Genomic DNA, 19,812 nt, shown 5'->3' with positions numbered 1-19,812 from the left:
AATCCCGGGCGGGGCCTTCGTCATGTCAGCGTCGGATCAGCCGAAGCGACCCGAGACGTAGTCCTCGGTCGCCTGGACCGACGGCTTCGAGAACATCGTGGTGGTGTCGTCGTACTCGATGAGCTTGCCCGGCTTCCCGGTGCCGGCGATGTTGAAGAACGCCGTCTTGTCGCTCACGCGGCTCGCCTGCTGCATGTTGTGCGTGACGATGACGATCGTGTACTCCTGCTTGAGCTCCTCGATGAGGTCCTCGATGGCGAGGGTGGAGATCGGGTCGAGCGCCGAGCACGGCTCGTCCATCAGCACCACGTCGGGGGACACCGCGATGGCGCGAGCGATGCAAAGACGCTGCTGCTGACCGCCGGAGAGCCCGGAACCGGGCTTGTCGAGGCGGTCCTTGACCTCGTTCCACAGGTTGGCGCCCTGCAGGGAGCGCTCGACGAGCGCGTCCTGGTCAGACTTCGACATCTTCCGGTTGTTGAGCTTCACACCGGCGAGGACGTTCTCCTTGATGCTCATCGTCGGGAACGGGTTCGGGCGCTGGAAGACCATGCCCACCTGGCGGCGAACGAGGACGGGGTCGACGCCTGGTCCGTAGAGGTTGTTGCCGTCGATCAGGACCTCACCCTCGACGCGCGCACCGGGGATGACCTCGTGCATGCGGTTGAGCGTCCGGAGGAACGTCGACTTGCCGCACCCGGAGGGGCCGATGAACGCGGTGACCGTGCGGGGCTGGATCTGGAGGGAGACACCCTCGACGGCCATGAAGCTGCCGTAGAAGACGTTGAGGTCGTTGACTTCGATGCTCTTGGACACGGGGTTCCTTTGCTCGCGGCCTAGCGGCCGAACTTGGGGGCGAAGATCTTGGCGATGAGGCGGGCGATGAGGTTCAGCGCCATGACGATGAGGATGAGGACGAGCGCGCCGGTCCAGGCGCGGTCGACGTAGGAGGCTCCGTCGGTGCCCTGGTTCGCGTACTGGGTGTACACGAAGACCGGCAGGGTCATCATGGGGCCGTCGAAGAGGTTGTAGTTCATGCTCTGCGTGAACCCGGCGATGATGAGGAGCGGGGCGGTCTCACCGATCACGCGGGCGACGGCGAGCGTCACACCGGTGATGATGCCGGCGATCGAGGTGGGGAGCACGATCTTCAGGATGGTCAGCCACTTCGGCACACCGAGGGCGTAGGAGGCCTCACGGAGTTCGTTGGGGACGAGCTTCAGCATCTCCTCGCTGGATCGCACCACGACGGGGATCATGAGCAGCGACAGGGCGATCGCGCCGCCGATGCCGAGTCGGACGCCGGGGCCGAAGAAGATCGCGAGGAGCGCGAAGGCGAACAGGCCGGCGACGATCGAGGGGATGCCGGTCATCACGTCCACGAGGAAGGTGATGCCCTGCGCCAGTCGGCCGCGGCCGTACTCGACGAGGTAGATGGCGGTCAGGATGCCGATCGGGATGGAGATGACCGACGTCGCCAGGGTGATGAGCAGCGTTCCGGTGATGGCGTGCAGGGCTCCACCGCCTTCGCCGACCACGTTCCGCATCGACAGGCTGAAGTAGTTGATGTCGAAGCGGGCCGCGCCGGCGGAGATGACGGTGATGGCGACGGAGATGAGTGGCAGGAGTGCGATCACGAACGCCGCGGTGACGAGCGTGGTGAGCAGACGGTCCTTCGCCTTCCGGCGGCCCTCGACGAGGAGCGAGGCGACGTACACGGTCACCGCGTAGAGCGCGGCACCGAGCACGACGGCTCCGGGCACGTTGTAGCTCTTGTCGGTGCTGGACTGCTGCACCAGCAGGAAGATGAGTCCGCTGACGATCAGGCTGCCGCCGAGGATGGTGAGCGGAGCGAACTTCGGCAGCTTGCCCGCGGTGAGCGAGTTGGAGAACGGTGTGGCGATGGTCGCCTGACGGCGGTCGGTCGTGGCGGTCATCAGTTCGCTCCCGAGAATTCTTTACGACGGTTGACGATGAGTCTGGCGATGAAGTTCACCACGAAGGTGATGATGAACAGGATCAGGCCGGTGGCGATGAGCTTGTTCACGTCGATGCCGAAGGACTCGGGGAAGTTGAGGGCGATGTTCGCCGCGATGGTGTTCGGGTTGCTCGAGGTGAGCAGGAAGAACGAGTAGACGGCCGCCGGCGAGAGCACGAGGGCGACGGCCATGGTCTCGCCGAGCGCGCGGCCGAGGCCGAGCATGGACGCGGACACGATGCCAGGGCGGCCGAAGGGCAGGACGGCCATCTGGATCATCTCCCAGCGCGTGGCGCCGAGGGCCAGGGCGGCCTCCTCGTGGAGCTTCGGGGTCTGGAGGAAGATCTCGCGGGAGATGGCCGTGATGATCGGGATGATCATGACGGCGAGGACGAGGGCGACCGTCAAAATCGTCCGGCCGGTGCCCGAGACGGTGCCGCCGAAGAGCGGGATCCAACCGAGGTTCTCGGACAGCCAGGCGAAGAAGGGCTGGACGAAGGGGGCGAGGACGAGCGCGCCCCAGAGGCCGTACACGACCGACGGCACGGCGGCCAGGAGGTCGATCACGTAGCCGAGGGCGACCGCGAGGCGGCGCGGCGCGTAGTGGGTGATGAAGAGCGCGATCCCGAGGGAGAGCGGCACGGCGATCGCCAGGGCCAGGACCGCGGCCCAGATGGTGCCGAAGACGAAGGGGCCGACATAGGCCCAGAAGCTCGTCGGTGCGCCGGTGAACGACGAGGAGTCGGCCGTGAGGGCCGGGAACGCCTGGACGATGAGGAAGATCGCGACCGCCGCCAGGATGACGAGGATGAGTGATCCGGAGACGACGGACAGCGTGGAGAAGACGCGGTCGCCGACTCGTTGCTTGGCTTTGGGTCTCGCAGCTAGGGCCTCGACAGCCATGGGTTCCCGTTCTCTCGATGCGATGGTGGTGCCCCTCGACAGTTCGGGGAGCGGGTACTGCGGGTACTGCGGGTGCTGGTGACGCAGGACGAGCGTGCCGGGCAGGACCCGGCACGCTCGACCGTCGGACTACTTGATGGACGCGATCGCGTCCTGAACCTTCTTGGCGAGGTCGGCGGAGAGCGGCGCAGCACCGGCCGACTTCGCAGCCTCTTCCTGGCCGGCGTCGCTGGCGATGTAGCCGGCGTACGCCTTGACGAGGTCGGCGGCCTTGGGGTCCGCGTACTCCTGGCAGGTGATGAGGTAGCTCACGAGCACGATCGGGTAGTGGGTCGCGTCCGTGGTCTCGCGGTCGAGCTTGATCGCGATGTCGTTCGCCTCACGGCCCTCGACGAGCGGCGAGCCCTCGACGACGGCGGCAGCACCCTCGGCGCTGTACTCGACGAACTCCTCGCCGACCTTGATCTTCGCGACACCGAGGTCGCCGGCCTTCGACGCGTCGGCGTAGCCGATGGTGCCGGTGCCGCCCTTGACGGTGTCGACGACACCCGAGGTGCCCTTGGCGCCCTCACCCGACTGGAACGGGAAGGTGTCGGCCGGCTCTGCGGTCCAGACGTCCGGTGCGTTCTTGTTCAGGTAGTCGGCGAAGTTCTTCGTCGTACCCGAGTCGTCCGAACGGTGGACGGCGGTGATGGCCGTCGACGGCAGCTTCGCCTCAGGGTTCAGGGCGACGATCGCCGGGTCGTCCCAGCTGGTGATCTGACCGGCGAAGATCTTCGCGATGGTCGCTGCGTCGAGGTTCAGCTCGTCGACGCCCTCGACGTTGAAGATGACCGCGATCGGGGAGATGTAGACCGGGAGGTCGATCGCCTTGGAGTCGGCTGCACACGCGGCGAAGGTGCTCGAGAGCTCCTCGTCGGAGAGGGCCGAGTCCGAACCGGCGAACTGCACGCCGCCGGCGATGAACGCCTTACGGCCGGCGCCGGAGCCGTCGGGGGAGTAGTTGATGGTGACGTCCGGGTTGGCCGTCTGGAAGGCGGCGACCCAGGCTTCCTGGGCGCTGCCCTGCGACGAAGCGCCGCTGCCGGCCAGGCTGCCCTTGAGGTCGCTGGCGGCTGCGCTCGTGGCGGTGGCGCCGCCTTCGTTGGCCGCACAGGAGGTCAGTGCGACGGCTGCGACTGCTGCTACGACCGCGACGCGGCCGAAACGTGAGAACTTCACAGGGATGTCCATTCATTGGTGTGGGTGCGAGCCGGTGCTGGCTCGTCAGTGACGCTAACCATGCGGCATGACGAGCATCCCCCGCGCTGGTAAACAACGGGTGAACGGAGATCGACGGCTTCCTTGCGCGACGCCGGGAATACGCACGAAACGGCCCCCGTTCGGGGGCCGCTCCGGTCGCTCTGGGTGCGCGGACCGCTCAGACGCGTGGTTCGTGGGTCTCGATCGCGATGATGCCGGAGCTCGGGTTGGTCCGTGAGAGGTGCACGATCGAGAACGCACCCGTCTCGAGTGCTGCCGCGCTGCCGAGGTAGGACCCGCGGGTCGAGCCGGTCGCCAGGGCGATCTCGCGGAGGATCTCGGGGAGGACGGGACCGTGGCTGCAGAGGATGGCGGTCTTCAGTGCGCGCACGCGGCGCCCGACGACCCGGCGGACGTCGGCCTCTCCTCGTTCGTACGCGTCCTGGCTGATCAGCTCGGAGCGTTTGGGCTCGATGCCCGCGGCGGCGGCGATGGGGCTCACGGTGCAGACGCAGCGCACGGCCGTGCTGGTGACGATCTTGCGCGGACCGAAGGCGAGCAGGGTCGCGACGTTGCCGGCGGCCTGTTTGACGCCTCGGGCGGCGAGTGGCCGGGTCGCGTCCTCGCCAGGCCATTCGGAGGGGGACGTGGCTTTGCCGTGCCGCATGGCGATGAGGGCGAAGGTCGCGGTAACGCCCTCTTCGACGAGCGCGGCGAACGTCTCGAGGATCTCGACGTCGCGCTCGTAGCTGAGGTAGCTCCGTGCACGCTTGATGCTGACCCACTCCAGGGCGGCGACTTCCCCGTTGGGGATGAACGTGCTCTCGCGGACGGCCTGCTCGGTGACCTCGGCGGACCAGTAGTGGACGATCTTCTCGCGACCGCTGGACAGCGGGTAGGTGGAGACACCGAGGGGGACCCCGAGGTGGACGCTCAGGCCCGTCTCCTCCTTGATCTCCCGGACGGCCGTCTCCGCGAGGGTCTCGCCCGGGTCGACCTTCCCCTTGGGGATCGTGATGTCGCCGTACACCGTGCGGTGGATGACGAGGAGGTGGACCTTCCCGTCGATGAGACGCCAGCACACCGCACCGGCTGCATAGATTGCCGTCGTCGTCATGGTCTCTACCTCGTCGTGTGGTGGTGCTCGTCCAGGTCGCGGTGCCGCTTCGTCAGCGACGACTCCTCGGGCGCCGGCGCGCCGCGGTCTCGAGCATGAGGGAGTCTTGCAGATCCGTGAGCGGCTGGCCATCAGCGTCGACCGCGTGGCGTGTCCACACCCCGTCGGCGTCGAGCCACCACGACGAGGTCCGCTCGTCGAGGGCCTGCTCGAACATGGCGGCGGTCGCGGCGAGATGCTTCGGATCGGTGAGGCGCACGAGTGCCTCGACCCGGCGGTCGAGGTTGCGGTGCATCATGTCGGCGCTGCCGATGAACACGTGCGGATCGCCGTCGTTGTGGAACGAGAAGATGCGGGAGTGCTCGAGGTACCGCCCGAGGATGGACCGCACGCGGATCGTCTCGCTCATGCCCGGCTGGCCGGGCTTCAGCGCGCAGATGCCGCGCACCCAGAGGTCGACGGGCACGCCCGCCTGGCTCGCGCGGTACAGGGCGTCGATGATCGCCTCGTCCACCATGGAGTTGACCTTGATGCGGATGCCGGAGGGCTTGCCCTCCTCTGCGTTCGTCCGTTCCTGCTCGATGTGCTTGAGCAGTCCCTTGCGGAGGTGGCGGGGCGCGACGAGGAGGCGCTTGAACTTCTTCTCGATGGCGTAGCCGGACAGCTCGTTGAAGAGCCGCGTGAGGTCCTTGCCTACTTGGTCGTCGGCCGTGAACAGGCCGAGGTCCTCGTAGATCCGGCTCGTCTTCGGGTTGTAGTTACCCGTGCCGATGTGGCTGTAGTGGCGCAGCACGCCCCGCTCCTGACGGACGACGAGGGCGAGCTTGCAATGGGTCTTCAAGCCGACGAGCCCGTAGACGACGTGCACGCCTGCCTTCTCGAGCTTTCGGGCCCAGGAGATGTTGTTCTGCTCGTCGAAGCGCGCCTTGATCTCGACGAGGGCGAGGACCTGCTTGCCCGCTTCCGCGGCGTCGATCAGTGCTTCGACGATGGGGCTGTCTCCGGAGGTCCGGTACAGGGTCTGCTTGATGGCCAGGACGTGCGGGTCGGCCGCCGCCTGCTCGATGAAGGCCTGCACGCTCGTGGCGAAGGACTCGTAGGGGTGGTGGACCAGGACGTCCTCCCTCGCGATCGACCGGAAGAGGTCGGGCTTGCCGTTCGGCTCGTCGGGCTGGAACTGCAGCGCGGTCGTGGGCACCCGCTTCGGGTACTGGAGGTCGGGACGGTCGATACCGGCGAGGCTGAAGAGCCCACCGAGGTCGAGCGGCGACGGGAGGCGGTAGACCTCCTGCTCCGTGATGTCGAGTTCGCGGACGAGCAGGCCGAGCGTGACGTCGTCCATGTCGTCGGTGATCTCGAGGCGGATCGGCGGGCCGAACCGACGACGCAGCAGCTCCTTCTCGAGTGCCTGGATGAGGTTCTCGGTCTCGTCCTCCTCGATCACCATGTCCTCGTTGCGGGTGACGCGGAACACGTGGTGATCGACGATCTCCATGCCGGGGAACAGATGGCCCAGGTGGTTGGCGATGACCTCCTCGAGCGCGATGTAGCGGACGCTCGGGGCGGTGTCGAGTGCCGCGGAGCGACGCTCGGCCGGGCCGACGCGGACGAAGCGCGGCATCATCTGGGGCACCTTGAGCCGGGCGAACTCCTCGCGCCCGCTGCGCGTGTTCCGCACCCGCACCGCGAGGTTCAGCGAGAGCCCCGAGATGTAGGGGAAGGGGTGGGCCGGGTCGACCGCGAGCGGCATGAGGACGGGGAAGACCTGGTTGCTGAAGTACTCGCTCAGGTAGTCGCGGTCTGCGGCGTCGAGCGAGTCCCAGGTGACGACGGTGACGCCGCGTTCCGCGAGGTCGGGACGCACGAGGTCGTGCCAGGCGCGGGCGTGCCGCTCCTGGAGGATGTGGGCCTGCTGCGAGATCTCGGAGAGGACGTCGGCCGGGGCGTTGCCCACGTTCGTGGGGACGGCCAGGCCGGTGAGGATGCGTCGCTTCAGACCCGCGACCCGGACCATGAAGAACTCGTCGAGGTTCGACGCGAAGATCGCGAGGAAGTTGGCGCGCTCGAGGACGGGGAGCGCCGGGTCCTCTGCGAGCTCGAGCACGCGCTGGTTGAAGGCGAGCCAGCTGAGTTCGCGGTCGAGGTAGCGGTGCTCGGGGAGCGCCGGATCGTTGCGCTCGAACGCGGGATCGAAGTCCTCGTCGTCTCCATCGAGGCCGACGTCGAGCACGGTTGGGTCTGCTGGCATGTCTTCATCATGACACCGTGACGGCGGTGGTCGCGACGACTGCGGTGAACACTCTGTAAATGCGGTCACCCTGGCGTGCTGTGGAGCGGGATCAGGCGTCGGTTCTCGCGTACTGGACGTCGATCGTGTGGTCGGTGAATCCGAGGGATCGGTACAGCGAGACCGCCGGCACGTTGTCCGCTTCGACGTAGAGCGTGACGGCGTCGACCGCACGGTCGCGCAGCCGCGCCATCCCGGCTTCCATCAGGAGTCTTCCGAGTCCGCGGCCGCCTGCCGCCGGGTGCACGCCCACCGCGTACACCTCGCCGACCGTCTCCTCGATCTTGAGCCAGATGAACCCGAGCAGGTCGCCGTCTGAGCCGCGGGCCAGGAGGAAGTCGCCGGCGTCGAACCACGACTCGGCCTCGCGCGCGCGGAGGTCGTCGAGGGTCATCCGCCCCTGCTCGGGATGGCCGACGAACGCGAGCGCGTTCACCTCGAGCCATTCCTGTTCGTCGACACCCGGCCGGAAGGTCTCGATCGTGACGTCCGCGTGCGCGGCGGTCGCCGATCGGGCGCGGTTCGACGGCGCCTTCGTCAAGCGCAGCTGCAGGAGCGTCCTGACGGACGAGAATCCGAACTCCTCGGCGAGCGCCCGGGAGGAGGGGTGGTCGCCGTGCGCCCAGATGCGGACGTTCGGCGGGCAGTTCGAGAGGACTCCGCGGAGTGCCGCGCGGCCGTACCCGTGCCCTCGCCACTCGGGCTCGATCACGAACTCGAGTTCCCCGTGCCCGACGATGGCCGCGCCGACGACGGCGAAGTCGTCCGGGTCGACGGGCGGATCCTGGGGCTCGACCGCGAGGATCAGGGTGCGGGCGCCCGAGGCGACGTCGATGAGCGACTGGTCGCTGAACGGCGGCTGGCCGTCGACGAGCGACGCCGTCCGGACGAGGCGGTCGAGCGCGGCGCGCGTCGGCGCGTCCTCGACGTTACGAACCGACAGCGTCAGCCGGGGCATGATCATCCTCGTAGACGTTGAATCGGTAGCCGACGTTCCGCACGGTGCCGATGAGCTGCTCGAGGTCTCCGAGCTTCGCGCGCAACCGACGGACGTGCACGTCGACGGTGCGGGTGCCGCCGAAGTAGTCGTAGCCCCAGACCTCGCTGAGCAGCTGCTCGCGCGTGAACACCCGGGAGGGATGGGTCGCGAAGAACCGGAGCAGCTCGAACTCCTTGAAGGTGAGGTCGAGCGGTTTGCCGTGGACCTTCGCGGAGTAGCTGGCCTCGTCGATGACCACGCCCGAGGCCTGGATCTTGCTCGCCGAGTGTTCCTGCGAGGCACGGCCGATGGCGAGCCGGATCCGTGCGTCGACCTCCGCCGGCCCGGCCGACTCGAGGATGACGTCGTTCACGCCCCAGTCGGCGCTGACGGCGGTGAGCCCGCCCTCGGTGAGGATCAGGAGCAGGGGGACGGACAGGCCGGACGCCCCGAGGATCTTGCACAGCGACTTCGCGCTCGCCAGATCCTGCCGGGCGTCGACCAGCACCAGGTCCGAACTCGGCGCGTTCACGAGCTGCGACGGATCGGCCGGGATCTGCCGGGTGCGGTGGCTGAGGAGTCCGAGGGATGGGAGGACCTCGGTGCCGACCATGGAGGTCAAGACCAAAATTTGCGCCACGCGCATCCTCCCGACTGAGTTTGGAACCATATTAGGCGAACGACTGCGCCCGCCGTCGCACCGGCGACCGGAGGTGGTCCGCATGCTCCATGCTCTGTGACAATGGGTCCGTGAGCGAAACCACCCTCTCTCCCCGGCTGCGCTGGATCAGCGTCGTCTCCATCTGGGCGCTCGCGCTCGTCGGTGTCGTCGTGTCCGGCCTGCTCTGGAGCCCGGGGGAGACCTACTACGGGCTGTCCGCGACGCTCGGTCTCTGCACCCTCGCCGCGTTCTCGGCTCAGTTGCTGACCCGCCAGAAGATCGGGTTCGTCGACCGCATGTCGACGAGCGTGACCGGCTCGGTGCTGATCCTCGCGCTCGGAGGCGCCGTGTATGGCCTCATCGCACTGGCTGCGGGGTAGACTTTCCCCATGCTGCTCGCTCTCGAAATCTTCTTCATCGGCTTGCTCGTCCTCGCCAGCCTCGCCATCGCGTTCACCGCGGTCGTGGTGCTGAAGAACCTGTACCGCGGACAGCGCTAGTCGGGCTCCTCGATGATCGAGATCCCGAGCGGCCTGCCGAGCGAACTGGTCCCGCTGTCCTGGCTGATCGGTGTCTGGGAGGGCACCGGGGTCATCGACTACAAGATCGGTGAAGAGACCGTCACCCGCGAGTTCGGTCAGCGCGTCAGTTTCAGCCACGACGGCCTGCCCTACCTGAACTACAACTCGTACACCTGGCTCCTCCCGGAGCAGCCTGCGGCCGATGCCGAGGGTGGCTCGACGACGGACGCCGACAGCCTCTCCGACGACGACGCCGGTCCGGAGGCGACGGAAGCCCCGCTCGATCCGCTGGCCGCCCCTGAACCGCTCGTCACCGAGACCGGCTACTGGCGTCTGGAACGACCCCTCATCGAAGGCGATCCGGGCCCGGGCATGCTCCCCGGCCAGGGGCCGAGGCCGTTCGGCACAGCCCAGTCGGTGGAGGCACTGCGTACCTCGACCGGCGCCTTCCCGCTGCAGGTGTCGATCGTCCACCCGAACGGCGTGAGCGAGCTCTACCTGGGGCAGATCGACGGCCCGCGCATCGACCTCGCGACCGACGCCGTGGTGCGCACTGCGGGTGCCAAGGAGTACGCCGCAGCCACGCGCCTGTACGGGCTCGTCGAGAACCACCTGCTGTGGGCGTGGGACATCGCCGCGCTCGGCCAGGATCTCCGCACGCACGCCTCGGCGCGCCTGGCCAAAGCCGACTGACGTGTCGACATCCATCGGATCGGCCGTTCCGAGCGCGGTTCCCGGCTCACCCTTCCTCACCCTCCCCGGCGCCGTCGAACAGGCGGACGCGTTCGACCACGGCGTCCCCTCGCACTACGGCAGCCCGAACATCGAGCAGCGACTGATCTCCCGTGGCACGGCGATCGTCGACCTCTCCAACCGTGGCGTCGTGACGATCACGGGGCCGGACCGATTGAGTTGGCTGCACTCCATCACGAGCCAGGACCTCCGCTCCCTGCCGGCCGGCACCTCCACCGAGACGCTCTTCCTCGACCAGAGCGGGCGGATCGAGCACGCGGCCAAGCTGCTCGACGACGGAACGACCACCTGGATCATCACCGAGGCTGACGATGCGGCTCCACTCCACGCCTGGCTGGACCGCATGCGGTTCATGTTGCGCGTCGAGGTGGCCATCGCGACGGAGCAGTACGCGGTGATCGGCGCAGCGGCGGGGCTCGCCATCGACGCCGCAGCCCCCAACGGGCTGCCGCTCGTCTGGCACGACCCGTGGTCGGAGGTCGCCGTCGGCGGTCACCAGTACGCGACGGGCGAGCACCCGGGTGCCACCTGGACGTGGACCGAGACCATCGTCGAGCGCGCCACCCTCGACGCGCTCGCGCAGCAGGTCCGTGCGGGCGCGTTCTCCGCCGCAGGTTCCCTGGCCGCCGAGGCGCTGCGGATCGCCGCCTGGCGTCCACGGCTGCAGGCCGAGGTCGACGAGCGGAGCATCCCGCACGAGCTCGATTGGCTCCGCTCCGCCGTGCACCTGAACAAAGGGTGCTACCGGGGACAGGAGACGGTCGCGAAGGTGCACAACCTCGGGCACCCGCCACGCCGGCTCGTCATGCTCCTTCTCGACGGCTCCGACGCGGTCCTCCCGCGTGCCGGGTCGGACGTCGTACTCGTCACCGGTGGCGACGAGCCGGTCCGCAAGACCGTCGGGAGCATCACCTCGAGCGCGATCCACCACGAGCTCGGCCCGGTCGCTCTGGCGGTCGTCAAACGCTCCACGGATCCGGCCGCCGTGCTGACGGTCGAAGCCGAGGGTGTCGACGTCGCGGCGTCGCAGGAGATCGTGGTCCCGGCAGATGCCGGCGCGACGGCGAACGTCCCCCGACTCCCGCGACTCGGCGCCGTCCGGCGCTGACCGGAGTGGTGAGGCAGAACGCGTCCGAGGAGCAACCGGGTCGCGACCGTTGGACGGCGGCGCTCCTGCGGCGCATCGCCCTCGGTGACGCCTGGCACCGCCTGGTCGCCTCCGTTCCGGCGGTGCTGCAGGTCAGCCTCACCGCGATCGCCGCCTATGCCTTCTCCCACTACGTGCTCGGGCACGCCGTCCCACTCCTCGCCTTGACCGTGACGATCTCGAGTCTCGGGTTCGTTCGCGACGCCCGCCCGATCCGGGTCCTCGAGACGGCCGTGGGGATGAGCGTCGGGATCGCGCTGGCCGAGATCCTGCTCCTCGGCTTCGGCCAGGGCACGTGGCAACTCGCGGTCGCGCTCGTGCTCACGCTGCTCGTCGCCCGGTTCCTGTCGCCGGCGGCATCGTTCGCGATCGCGGCGGCGGTGCAGTCCGTCCTCGTCATGCTCCTGCCCGTCCCCGACGGCGGACCGTTCGTCCGGACGCTCGACGGATTGATCGGCGGGGTCTTCGCCCTCCTCGCGACGGCACTCATCCCGCGCGACCCGCGCCGGAGCGCTCGCCGGGACGGCCAGCGGCTCATCGACGAACACGTCCGGACGCTGGCATCCCTCGTGGCGGCCCTCCGCCTCGGCGATCTGGAGCAGGCGGACCGTGCGCTCGCCCGGGCGAGGGCCACCCAGCCGGCACTGGACGCGTGGCGCGGCACCCTCGACTCGGGGCTCGCCATCGCGCGCATCTCCCCGTTCCTCAGGAAGGCCGTCTTCGACCTCGAGCGACAGCGGACCATGCTCGACGGCATGGACCTCGCGACCCGCAACCTCCGGGTGATCGCCCGGCGCATCGACTACGTGTCTCGCGATGCCACGAGCCGGCCCGAGCTCGCGGACCTGCTCGCTCGCACCTCCGTCGCGCTCGGCATCCTGTCGCAGTCGATCGGGGACATCGCGCAGCAGCCGGTCGCGAGGCAGTCTCTCCTCGAGATCGCCAAGCACCTCGACCCGGTCGCCGTGTTGCCGGAGGCCTCGGTGTCGGAGCAGGCGCTCGTCCTCGTCCTCCGTCCGTACCTCGTCGATCTGCTCACGGCGACCGAATTGCCGACGGCGGACGCCCAGGCGAAGCTTCCCCCGGTCTGATCCGCGACGCGAGACGCTGCTCAGGCGACCGGCGTCGGAGCGGGGGCGACGGCCGACCACGGCAGCGTCAGCTCACCGAGACGCCAGCGGGAGCGCCCCGCCGTCACGGGCCACCCGGTGTCGACGAGCGTGCCGACGGTCGCCAACCAGCGCTGCACGGGACCGTAGACCGCCAGGGGTGCGTGCACGCGCCAGGCACGGTCGAGGTCCGTCATGAGTGCGTGGATCCGTTCCCCGGGGACGTTGCGGTGGATCAGCGCCTTCGGCAGCCGTTCCGCCACGATGGACGGGAGCTCCAGGTCGGCCAGCCGCAGACTGATCGAGAACGACTCCGGGTGACCCTGGTCGTCGACGGCGACCCAGCTGGACACGCGTCCGATCTCGTCACACGTCCCCTCGACGAGTGTCCCGCCCGGCTGGAGTCGCTTCGCCATCAGGTGCCAGGCGTCCGCCACCTCCGACTCGTCGTACTGGCGGAGCACGTTGAACGCGCGGATGACGACCGGGCGGTCCTCACCGGTCGGGACCTCGAAGCCGCCGAGCGCGAAGGACACCCGAGCGGCGGGGGAGAAGCGGGTCGCACCGTCGCGGACCAGTCGCAGTTGCGCATCGGCGGTGCGGACGCGGCCCGGCTCGATCTCGAGACCGATGACCCGCAGCTCGGGTCGGACGGCGAGGAGCCGTTCGTGCAACTCCAGGGTCGTGATCCCGCTCGCGCCGTAGCCGAGGTCCACCACCAGGGGGTTCGTCGTCCGTCTGAGCGCGGGGAGGGTCGAGATCCAGCGGTCCACCCGACGGAGTCGGTTCGTGTTCGTCGTCCCGCGAGTGATCGATCCGACGGGCATGGGCCTATTCTCCCTCACCGACGAGACCTCCGGGTCCACCTCGCGGCCACGCGCCGTCGGTATGCTGGAGGCATGCCTGAGACTTACACCCTCGTCCTGCTGCGCCACGGCAACAGCGACTGGAATCAGAAGAACCTGTTCACCGGTTGGGTCGACGTCCGACTCAGCGAACTCGGTGTCACCGAGGCCAAGCGCGCGGGTGAGCTGCTCGCCGACTCCGGCATCACCCCCGATGTGCTCTACACCTCGGTCCTCTCCCGCGCGATCCAGACGGCCAACCTGGCCCTCGAGACCGCCGACCGCATGTGGATCCCGGTGAAGCGCAGCTGGCGTCTCAACGAACGTCACTACGGCGCACTGCAGGGCAAGGACAAGGCGCAGACGCTCGCCGAGTACGGTCCGGAGCAGTTCCAGACCTGGCGTCGGTCCTTCGACGTCCCGCCGCCGCCGATCGCGGACGACGACCAGTGGTCGCAGGCGGACGACCCGCGGTACGTCGGCATCGACGGCGAGCTGCCGCGCACCGAATGCCTGAAGGACGTCATCGACCGCATGCTGCCGTACTGGGAGTCCGACATCACGGTCGACCTCGCCGCCGGCAAGACGGTGCTCGTCACGGCGCACGGGAACTCGCTCCGCGCCCTCGTCAAGCACCTCGACGACATCTCGGACGACGAGATCGCGGAGCTGAACATCCCGACCGGCATCCCGCTCGTCTATGAGCTCGACGCGGACTTCCGTCCGATCGCACCGGCCCGCTACCTCGACCCGGAGGCCGCCGCCGCCGGTGCCGCGGCCGTCGCAGCGCAGGGCAAGAAGTAGCGGAAACCCCACCAAACCAGCGCCCCGGCCACGAGGACGACTCAACCGCATCTGCGGTGAATGCGCCTCTGGCCGGGGTTTTCCCTTGCGCGAAAAAGGGCTTGAACGCGTTCCGAGTTGGGCGTACAGTGACTGCACTGTAACCCGATTGGGGGGATACGCATGGAGCAGTCGACCGACGGCACCCGTTTCCCCCTGTGGCGCGCCCTCGCCCTCGGCGGGTTCGCCGCTGCGGCGTTCACGGCCGTCGCCCTCTTCGGGACTCCGTCGTCCGCACACGCCGACGACGGTGCGGACCCGTCACTCCTCGGAGCGGTCACCGAGGTCGTGGACTCGCTCGATCGACCGATCGACGCCGTCGCAGCGGTGGTCGACGTCGTGGACACCACTGTCGTCGAGCCCGTGGTGGACGTCGTCGACGACACGGTGGCGGCTGTCCCGGTCGTGAACACGGTGGTCGAGGAGACCGTTGGCCCGGAGCCGGTGGCGACGATCGTCGAACCGGTCGTGCAGACGGTCGAGGACACCGTCGATGGACTCGGCGACGTGGTCGCGGCCGTCCCGGTTCCCAGTGCTCCCGTCGTCGTACCCACCGTTCCAGTCCCGTCGAGCCCGGCCCCGGTGGGGCCCGCGCCCGAGCAGGCCGGCGACACGCCGACCGCTCCAGCGCCGACGAGCGCTCCGGCTCCGGTGTTCGGGCCGCCATCCGCACCGCTCGGAGACCTCGTCTCCTCGGACGCCGGTACGGATCGCGAGCGTGCCTCCGTCCACCCCTCGACCGACGCCGTCGCGCCGAGCACCACCACGCTTCCCGCGACACCCGGCGGTCTGCCGGCGCTGCCGGCCGCTGACGATCACTGGGCGGTCTCGCCGAGCGGGTCCAGCTCGTCCGGCTCGGGCGCGGCGGCCAACGGCCCGGTCAGCGGTGAGCAGTCCGCCGAGGTCGCGATCCCCGCACCCGGTGTGGATCGACGCGCCATCGCTCGAGACGACGACCTACCAGCCTCCCCCACCTTCCCTGCAGACACTGCTCCTGACTGACGACGGACGACTCCGCCCTTGACGGCGGAGGCCCACCCATCGGGTGGTTCGACAGTCCGAAGTCTCCCGGCACCGGGAGCACACCAGTCATTCTGCAAGGAGCAGGAATCATGAATTCGTATGTCAAGAAAGGCCTCTATTGCGGCCTGTTCGTCGCGGGACTCACGTTCCTCGGAGCCACGGCGGCCAACGCCGACACCTCGGGTGAGGACAGCATCCTCGGCGGGAACCTCGTCGACGTGGTCCTCGAAGCGCCGGTCGAGATCGTCGACACCGCGGTGACCGTCATCGGCGACTCGTCGGCGACCAGCGTGCCGGAGCCCGCGCCAGCGGACCCGGCACCGGCACCTGACCCGGCACCGGCACCTGACCCGGCACCGGCACCTGACCCGGCACCGGCACCTGACCCGGCACCGGCACCTGACCCGGCACCGGTTCCCGCCCCGGAGCCGGAAGCCACCAGCACCAGTGGTGACGACAGCATCGCCGGCGGCAACCAGGTCCAGCTGCCCGTCACCATCCCGGTGACGGTCGAGGACAACGCCATCTCGATCATCGGCGACGCCGAGCAGTCGAGCGGTGCGGCTGCGCCGGCCGGGGAGTCGACCACGGCTCCCACGGGTGGTCAGGCCACGACCGGTGACGACAGCGTCGCCGGTGGGAACCAGGTCCAGCTGCCCGTCACCGTACCGGTGACGGTCGGTGGGAACGCCATCTCGGTGATCGGCGACTCGAGCAGTGAGCAGGCGGGTCAGCCTGCGGCTGCTCCCGGTGGAGCGGTCGCTCCGGCGGGGTCGTCGACGACGACCGGTGACGACAGTGTCGCCGGTGGGAACCAGGTGTCGCCCGTGGTGACCGTACCGGTGACGGTCGGTGGGAACGCCATCTCCGTGATCGGCGACTCGAGCAGTGAGCAGGCGGGTCAGCCTGCGGCTGCTCCCGGTGGAGCGGTTGCTCCGGCGGGGTCGTCGACGACGACCGGTGACGACAGTGTCGCCGGTGGGAATCAGATCATCGGAGACGTCGAGCTCCCCGTCTCGCTGGTCGACAATGCCGTCAGCGTGATCGGTGACGCCGAGTCGACGGGCGGAGCGACCACGACCCCGGCCACGTCCGGGAACGGGACGTCCACGACGGTCGGCGACGGCAGCGTCGCCGGTGGGAACCAGGTGATCCTGGATCTGGGCCTGCCCGTCACGGTGGGCGGCAACGCCATCGCGGTGATCGGTGACAGCGAGACCGGTGGCCCCGGGGTCACCGACCCGACCGACCCGACCGACCCGACCGATCCGACCGATCCGACCGATCCGACCGACCCGACCGACCCGACGGACCCGACCGACCCGACGGACCCCACCATCCCGGTGGTCCCCGGTACGCCGAGCAGCCCGACGACCGTCGTCGTCAGTGCCGCCACGCCGTCGCAGTCCGGCTCGGGTGTGACGGCTTCGGCGCCGCGCTCGACTGAGCCGGCCCTGGCCGACACCGGAAGCGCTGCGGCCGGACTCCTGCCGCTCGCCGGACTGGCGACCGTCCTGGGTCTGCTGCTCCTGGCCGGCGGCGCGATCGTCCGTCGCCGTCAGATCGGCTAGTCCCGCGACAACGGACGAGCGGTGCCGACCCGGATCCGGGTCGACACCGCTCGTCGGGGTGTCCGGTGGACGTCGCTCAGTGGTGGACCGGCGTCGTGGTCTCGGGGATCCAGTCGCCGGTGGCCAGGTACTGCACCTTCTTGGCGATGGACACTGCGTGGTCGGCGAAGCGCTCGTGGTACCGCGAAGCGAGGGTGGCGTCGACGGTCGCGACCGGCTCACCCTTCCACGTGTCGCCGAGCACCTTCTCGAAGACGCTCGCGTGGAGTTCGTCCACGTCGTCGTCGTCGTTCCGGATCTCGTCCGCGATGCGGGGGTCCTGCGTGCGGAGCAGTTCGGTGAGCTTGCGCGCGATGGACACGTCGAGGCGGCCCATCTCGGCGAACGTCGTGCGCAGCCCCTTCGGGACGGCCTTGTCGGGGAAGCGGTAGCGCGACAGCTGGGCGATGTGCTCGGCCATGTCGCCCATCCGCTCGAGCGAGGCGCTGATCCGCAGGGCACTGACGACGATGCGCAGGTCGCGGGCCACCGGCTGCTGGCGGGCGAGGATGTCGATCGCGAGTTCGTCGAGTTCGATGGCGAGCTGGTCGATGCGGTTGTCGTTGGCGATGACCTCTTCGGCCACGGCGACGTCCGAGTTGCCGAAGGACTGCGTCGCCTTCTCGATGGAGATCGTGACGAGCTCGGCGATCTCGACCAGGCGATCCTGGACCTCTCGCAGTGACTGCTGGAATACCTCGCGCATGGCTCTGGGTGCCGTCCTTCCGTGACCTGGCGGTGGGCAGGCAGATGCCCGCTCCGCCGATGATGCCGAACCAAGGTTAACAGTTGGGGCCCCGCGCGTGAACAGTCGTCGAAGTGGCGGGGTATTCGCGAGTTCGGCCTCCAGCGGACTGAGTAACGTAGTACCCATGGACACCATGTGGTTGGTGCTGATCGCGTTGGCACTCGGCCTCATCGTCGGGGGCGGTTTCGTCGCCCTCATCACCCTCGCCCTCCGCCGTGGCGAGCGCGCTGCGACGGTCGTGAACCCGGTCGTGCCGGATGGGGTCGACCAGGTGCTCGAGGCCCTCGACAGCGCCGGTATCGTCGTCGACCCGTCGAACAACGTGCTCAAGGCGTCGCCTGGAGCCTTCGCGCTCGGCCTGGTCCGCGACCGCGTGCTTGACAATCAGGAACTCATCGACCTCGCGCTCGAGGTCCGCCGCACCGGAGACGCCGTGACGAGCGACCTGGAACTGGCCCTCGGCCGGTTCGGTGAGGCGACGAGACACCTCCGGGTGCGCGCTGCGCCGCTCGGCTCCCGCTTCATCCTGTTGCTCGCCGAAGACCACACCGAGGCGCGCCGCCTGGACGAGGTCCGTCGGGACTTCATCGCGAACATCAGCCACGAGCTGAAGACGCCGATCGGTGCCATCGGCCTCCTCTCCGAGGCGCTCGACACCGCGGCCGACGACCCGGAACGGGTCAAGCGGTTCGCCAGCCGACTCGCGACCGAGTCCCATCGACTCACGCGGATGACGGCGGAGATCATCGACCTGTCCCGGCTGCAGGCGGCCGACGCGCTCCATCAGCCGGAGCTCGTGCGGCTCGACCGCGTGATCGCCGCCGCGGTCGACCAGAACCGCGTCCCGGCGGACGCCACTGGCGTCGGCCTGTCGGTCCGCGGGGGCAAGAACCTCGAGGTCTACGGCGACGAGGCGATGCTCGTCGTCGCCGTGCACAACCTCATCTCGAACGCGATCCACTACTCGCCGACCGGCGCCCAGGTGGGGGTCGGGGTCCGCGCGGTCGACGACGTCGTCGAGATCGCCGTCACCGATCAGGGGGTCGGGATCGCCGAGGAGGACCGCGACCGCGTGTTCGAACGGTTCTTCCGCGTCGACCAGGCTCGGTCCCGGCACACCGGCGGCACCGGCCTCGGGCTGAGTATCGTCAAGCACACCGTCCACAACCATGGCGGGGAGGTCAAGGTCTGGTCGCAACTCGGCCGCGGTTCGACTTTCACCATCCGCCTGCCCAGAGCAACGACCCCGCCGGAGGATCTCTCCACCGGCACGGCAAGGAGTACCCTGTGACCCGCATCCTGCTCGTCGAAGACGAAGCATCGTTGAGTGAACCGTTGAGCTATCTGCTCGAGCGGGAGGGCTACGAGGTCGAGGTGGCCGAGGACGGTCCGTCGGCGGTCCAGTCGTTCACCGCTCGCGGCGCCGATCTCGTACTGCTCGACCTCATGCTGCCCGGCATTCCGGGCACGGAGGTCTGCCGGCAGATCCGCGCGGTGTCGAGCACGCCGATCATCATGCTGACCGCGAAGGACTCCGAGGTCGACATCGTCGTGGGTCTCGAACTGGGAGCCGACGACTACGTCACGAAGCCGTACTCCACCCGCGAGCTGCTCGCACGGATCCGTGCGGTCCTGCGCCGCCGTGTCGATGCGGACCAGGCCCAGGAGGAGGTGCTGCTCGAGGCCGGCACGGTCCGGATGGACACCGAGCGCCATGTCGTCGAGGTCAACGGTGCACCGATCCCCATGCCGCTCAAGGAGTACGAGCTGCTCGAGCTGCTGCTGCGGAACGCCGGGCGCGTGCTCACCCGCGGACAGCTGATCGACCGCGTGTGGGGGAGTGACTACTACGGCGACACCAAGACGCTCGACGTCCACATCAAGCGCATCCGTTCGCGCATCGAGGCGAACCCGTCGGAGCCGGTGATGCTCGTCACCGTCCGCGGACTCGGCTACCGGTTCGAGGCCTGACCGCGTCGTCCGGCAACACCGACGAACGCCCCGCCTCTCAGGAGAGGCGGGGCGTTCGGTCGTGCCAGCGGTGAT

Annotated in this window: 19 protein-coding genes; 9 read left to right on the top strand and 10 right to left on the bottom strand. The window is 68.9% G+C overall.

The features are described 5' to 3' along the window. Positions 1–36: 36 nt before the first annotated feature. The 8 genes from pstB to ASF68_RS05400 form a co-directional block, all read right to left on the bottom strand. Entirely contained in the window at positions 37–816 is a 780-nt protein-coding gene (gene pstB / locus ASF68_RS05435) for a phosphate ABC transporter ATP-binding protein PstB (protein ID WP_056007815.1), read from the bottom strand. 20 nt (positions 817–836) lie between these two features. Then, a complete protein-coding gene (gene pstA / locus ASF68_RS05430; protein WP_056007812.1) occupies positions 837–1,937 on the bottom strand; it encodes a phosphate ABC transporter permease PstA in 1,101 nt (366 codons plus the stop codon). Then, positions 1,937–2,881, bottom strand: coding sequence for a phosphate ABC transporter permease subunit PstC (gene pstC, locus ASF68_RS05425; RefSeq protein ID WP_056007810.1), 945 nt, complete (start codon positions 2,879–2,881; stop codon positions 1,937–1,939). Before pstC ends, pstA begins: the two co-directional genes overlap by 1 nt. Positions 2,882–3,010: 129 nt before the next feature. Then, positions 3,011–4,102 carry a phosphate ABC transporter substrate-binding protein PstS gene (gene pstS, locus ASF68_RS05420; RefSeq protein ID WP_082456058.1) on the bottom strand — a complete coding sequence of 364 codons (1,092 nt, stop codon included), beginning with the start codon at positions 4,100–4,102 and terminating at the stop codon, positions 3,011–3,013. A gap of 199 nt (positions 4,103–4,301) precedes the next feature. Continuing rightward, positions 4,302–5,240 (bottom strand): NUDIX domain-containing protein, encoded by a 939-nt coding sequence (locus tag ASF68_RS05415; protein WP_056007805.1) that lies wholly within the window; start codon positions 5,238–5,240, stop codon positions 4,302–4,304. Positions 5,241–5,292: 52 nt separating this feature from the next. Further along, the gene (locus tag ASF68_RS05410) at positions 5,293–7,488 is read right to left on the bottom strand and encodes an RNA degradosome polyphosphate kinase (protein WP_056007803.1); all 2,196 of its coding nucleotides are present in this window, start codon (positions 7,486–7,488) and stop codon (positions 5,293–5,295) included. Positions 7,489–7,579: 91 nt separating this feature from the next. Next, positions 7,580–8,485 (bottom strand): mycothiol synthase, encoded by a 906-nt coding sequence (mshD, locus tag ASF68_RS05405; protein WP_056007800.1) that lies wholly within the window; start codon positions 8,483–8,485, stop codon positions 7,580–7,582. Continuing rightward, the gene (locus ASF68_RS05400) at positions 8,457–9,146 is read right to left on the bottom strand and encodes a response regulator transcription factor (protein ID WP_194669391.1); all 690 of its coding nucleotides are present in this window, start codon (positions 9,144–9,146) and stop codon (positions 8,457–8,459) included. The genes mshD and ASF68_RS05400 overlap by 29 nt, the downstream gene beginning before the upstream one ends. A 110-nt stretch (positions 9,147–9,256) precedes the next feature. Here ASF68_RS05400 and ASF68_RS05395 point away from each other — a divergent pair, with 110 nt between their 5' ends. The 4 genes from ASF68_RS05395 to ASF68_RS05380 all read left to right on the top strand — a co-directional run bounded on the left by ASF68_RS05395 (position 9,257) and on the right by ASF68_RS05380 (position 12,679). Beyond that, entirely contained in the window at positions 9,257–9,547 is a 291-nt protein-coding gene (locus tag ASF68_RS05395) for a hypothetical protein (protein WP_157579818.1), read from the top strand. A gap of 132 nt (positions 9,548–9,679) precedes the next feature. Then, the gene (locus ASF68_RS05390) at positions 9,680–10,381 is read left to right on the top strand and encodes an FABP family protein (RefSeq protein ID WP_056007791.1); all 702 of its coding nucleotides are present in this window, start codon (positions 9,680–9,682) and stop codon (positions 10,379–10,381) included. Between the two features lies 1 nt (position 10,382). Then, a complete protein-coding gene (locus tag ASF68_RS05385) occupies positions 10,383–11,549 on the top strand; it encodes a folate-binding protein YgfZ (RefSeq protein ID WP_235526758.1) in 1,167 nt (388 codons plus the stop codon). An 8-nt stretch (positions 11,550–11,557) separates the two neighbouring features. Beyond that, the gene (locus tag ASF68_RS05380; RefSeq protein WP_056007788.1) at positions 11,558–12,679 is read left to right on the top strand and encodes an aromatic acid exporter family protein; all 1,122 of its coding nucleotides are present in this window, start codon (positions 11,558–11,560) and stop codon (positions 12,677–12,679) included. A gap of 20 nt (positions 12,680–12,699) precedes the next feature. Here the strand turns inward: ASF68_RS05380 and ASF68_RS05375 are convergent, their stop codons facing one another. Beyond that, a complete protein-coding gene (locus ASF68_RS05375; RefSeq protein WP_056007784.1) occupies positions 12,700–13,524 on the bottom strand; it encodes a class I SAM-dependent methyltransferase in 825 nt (274 codons plus the stop codon). A 72-nt stretch (positions 13,525–13,596) separates the two neighbouring features. Here ASF68_RS05375 and ASF68_RS05370 point away from each other — a divergent pair, with 72 nt between their 5' ends. The 3 genes from ASF68_RS05370 (at position 13,597) to ASF68_RS05360 (ending at position 16,979) form a co-directional block, all read left to right on the top strand. After that, on the top strand, positions 13,597–14,346 hold the full coding sequence (locus tag ASF68_RS05370) for a phosphoglyceromutase (protein ID WP_056007781.1): 750 nt from the start codon (positions 13,597–13,599) through the stop codon (positions 14,344–14,346). A gap of 162 nt (positions 14,347–14,508) precedes the next feature. After that, complete coding sequence (locus ASF68_RS05365) at positions 14,509–15,387, top strand: hypothetical protein (RefSeq protein ID WP_056007778.1); 879 nt, start codon at positions 14,509–14,511, stop codon at positions 15,385–15,387. A gap of 110 nt (positions 15,388–15,497) precedes the next feature. Beyond that, positions 15,498–16,979 carry a chaplin family protein gene (locus tag ASF68_RS05360; RefSeq protein WP_056007776.1) on the top strand — a complete coding sequence of 494 codons (1,482 nt, stop codon included), beginning with the start codon at positions 15,498–15,500 and terminating at the stop codon, positions 16,977–16,979. Between the two features lie 76 nt (positions 16,980–17,055). On the opposite strand, the gene phoU is transcribed toward ASF68_RS05360, so the two are convergent. Then, complete coding sequence (phoU, locus tag ASF68_RS05355) at positions 17,056–17,724, bottom strand: phosphate signaling complex protein PhoU (protein ID WP_056007773.1); 669 nt, start codon at positions 17,722–17,724, stop codon at positions 17,056–17,058. A 166-nt stretch (positions 17,725–17,890) separates the two neighbouring features. Here phoU and ASF68_RS05350 point away from each other — a divergent pair, with 166 nt between their 5' ends. Together ASF68_RS05350 and ASF68_RS05345 are read left to right on the top strand one after the other, a co-directional pair. Further along, positions 17,891–19,057 carry a cell wall metabolism sensor histidine kinase WalK gene (locus ASF68_RS05350; RefSeq protein ID WP_056007771.1) on the top strand — a complete coding sequence of 389 codons (1,167 nt, stop codon included), beginning with the start codon at positions 17,891–17,893 and terminating at the stop codon, positions 19,055–19,057. Next, on the top strand, positions 19,054–19,737 hold the full coding sequence (locus tag ASF68_RS05345) for a response regulator transcription factor (RefSeq protein WP_056007768.1): 684 nt from the start codon (positions 19,054–19,056) through the stop codon (positions 19,735–19,737). The genes ASF68_RS05350 and ASF68_RS05345 overlap by 4 nt, the downstream gene beginning before the upstream one ends. The last annotated feature ends 75 nt before the right edge of the window (positions 19,738–19,812 follow it).

The organism is Plantibacter sp. Leaf314, from assembly GCF_001423185.1.
In the GTDB taxonomy this organism is placed as follows: domain Bacteria; phylum Actinomycetota; class Actinomycetes; order Actinomycetales; family Microbacteriaceae; genus Plantibacter.
The sequence above is the reverse complement of the archived record's forward strand: the minus strand, read 5'-3'. Positions and strand labels throughout refer to the sequence as shown.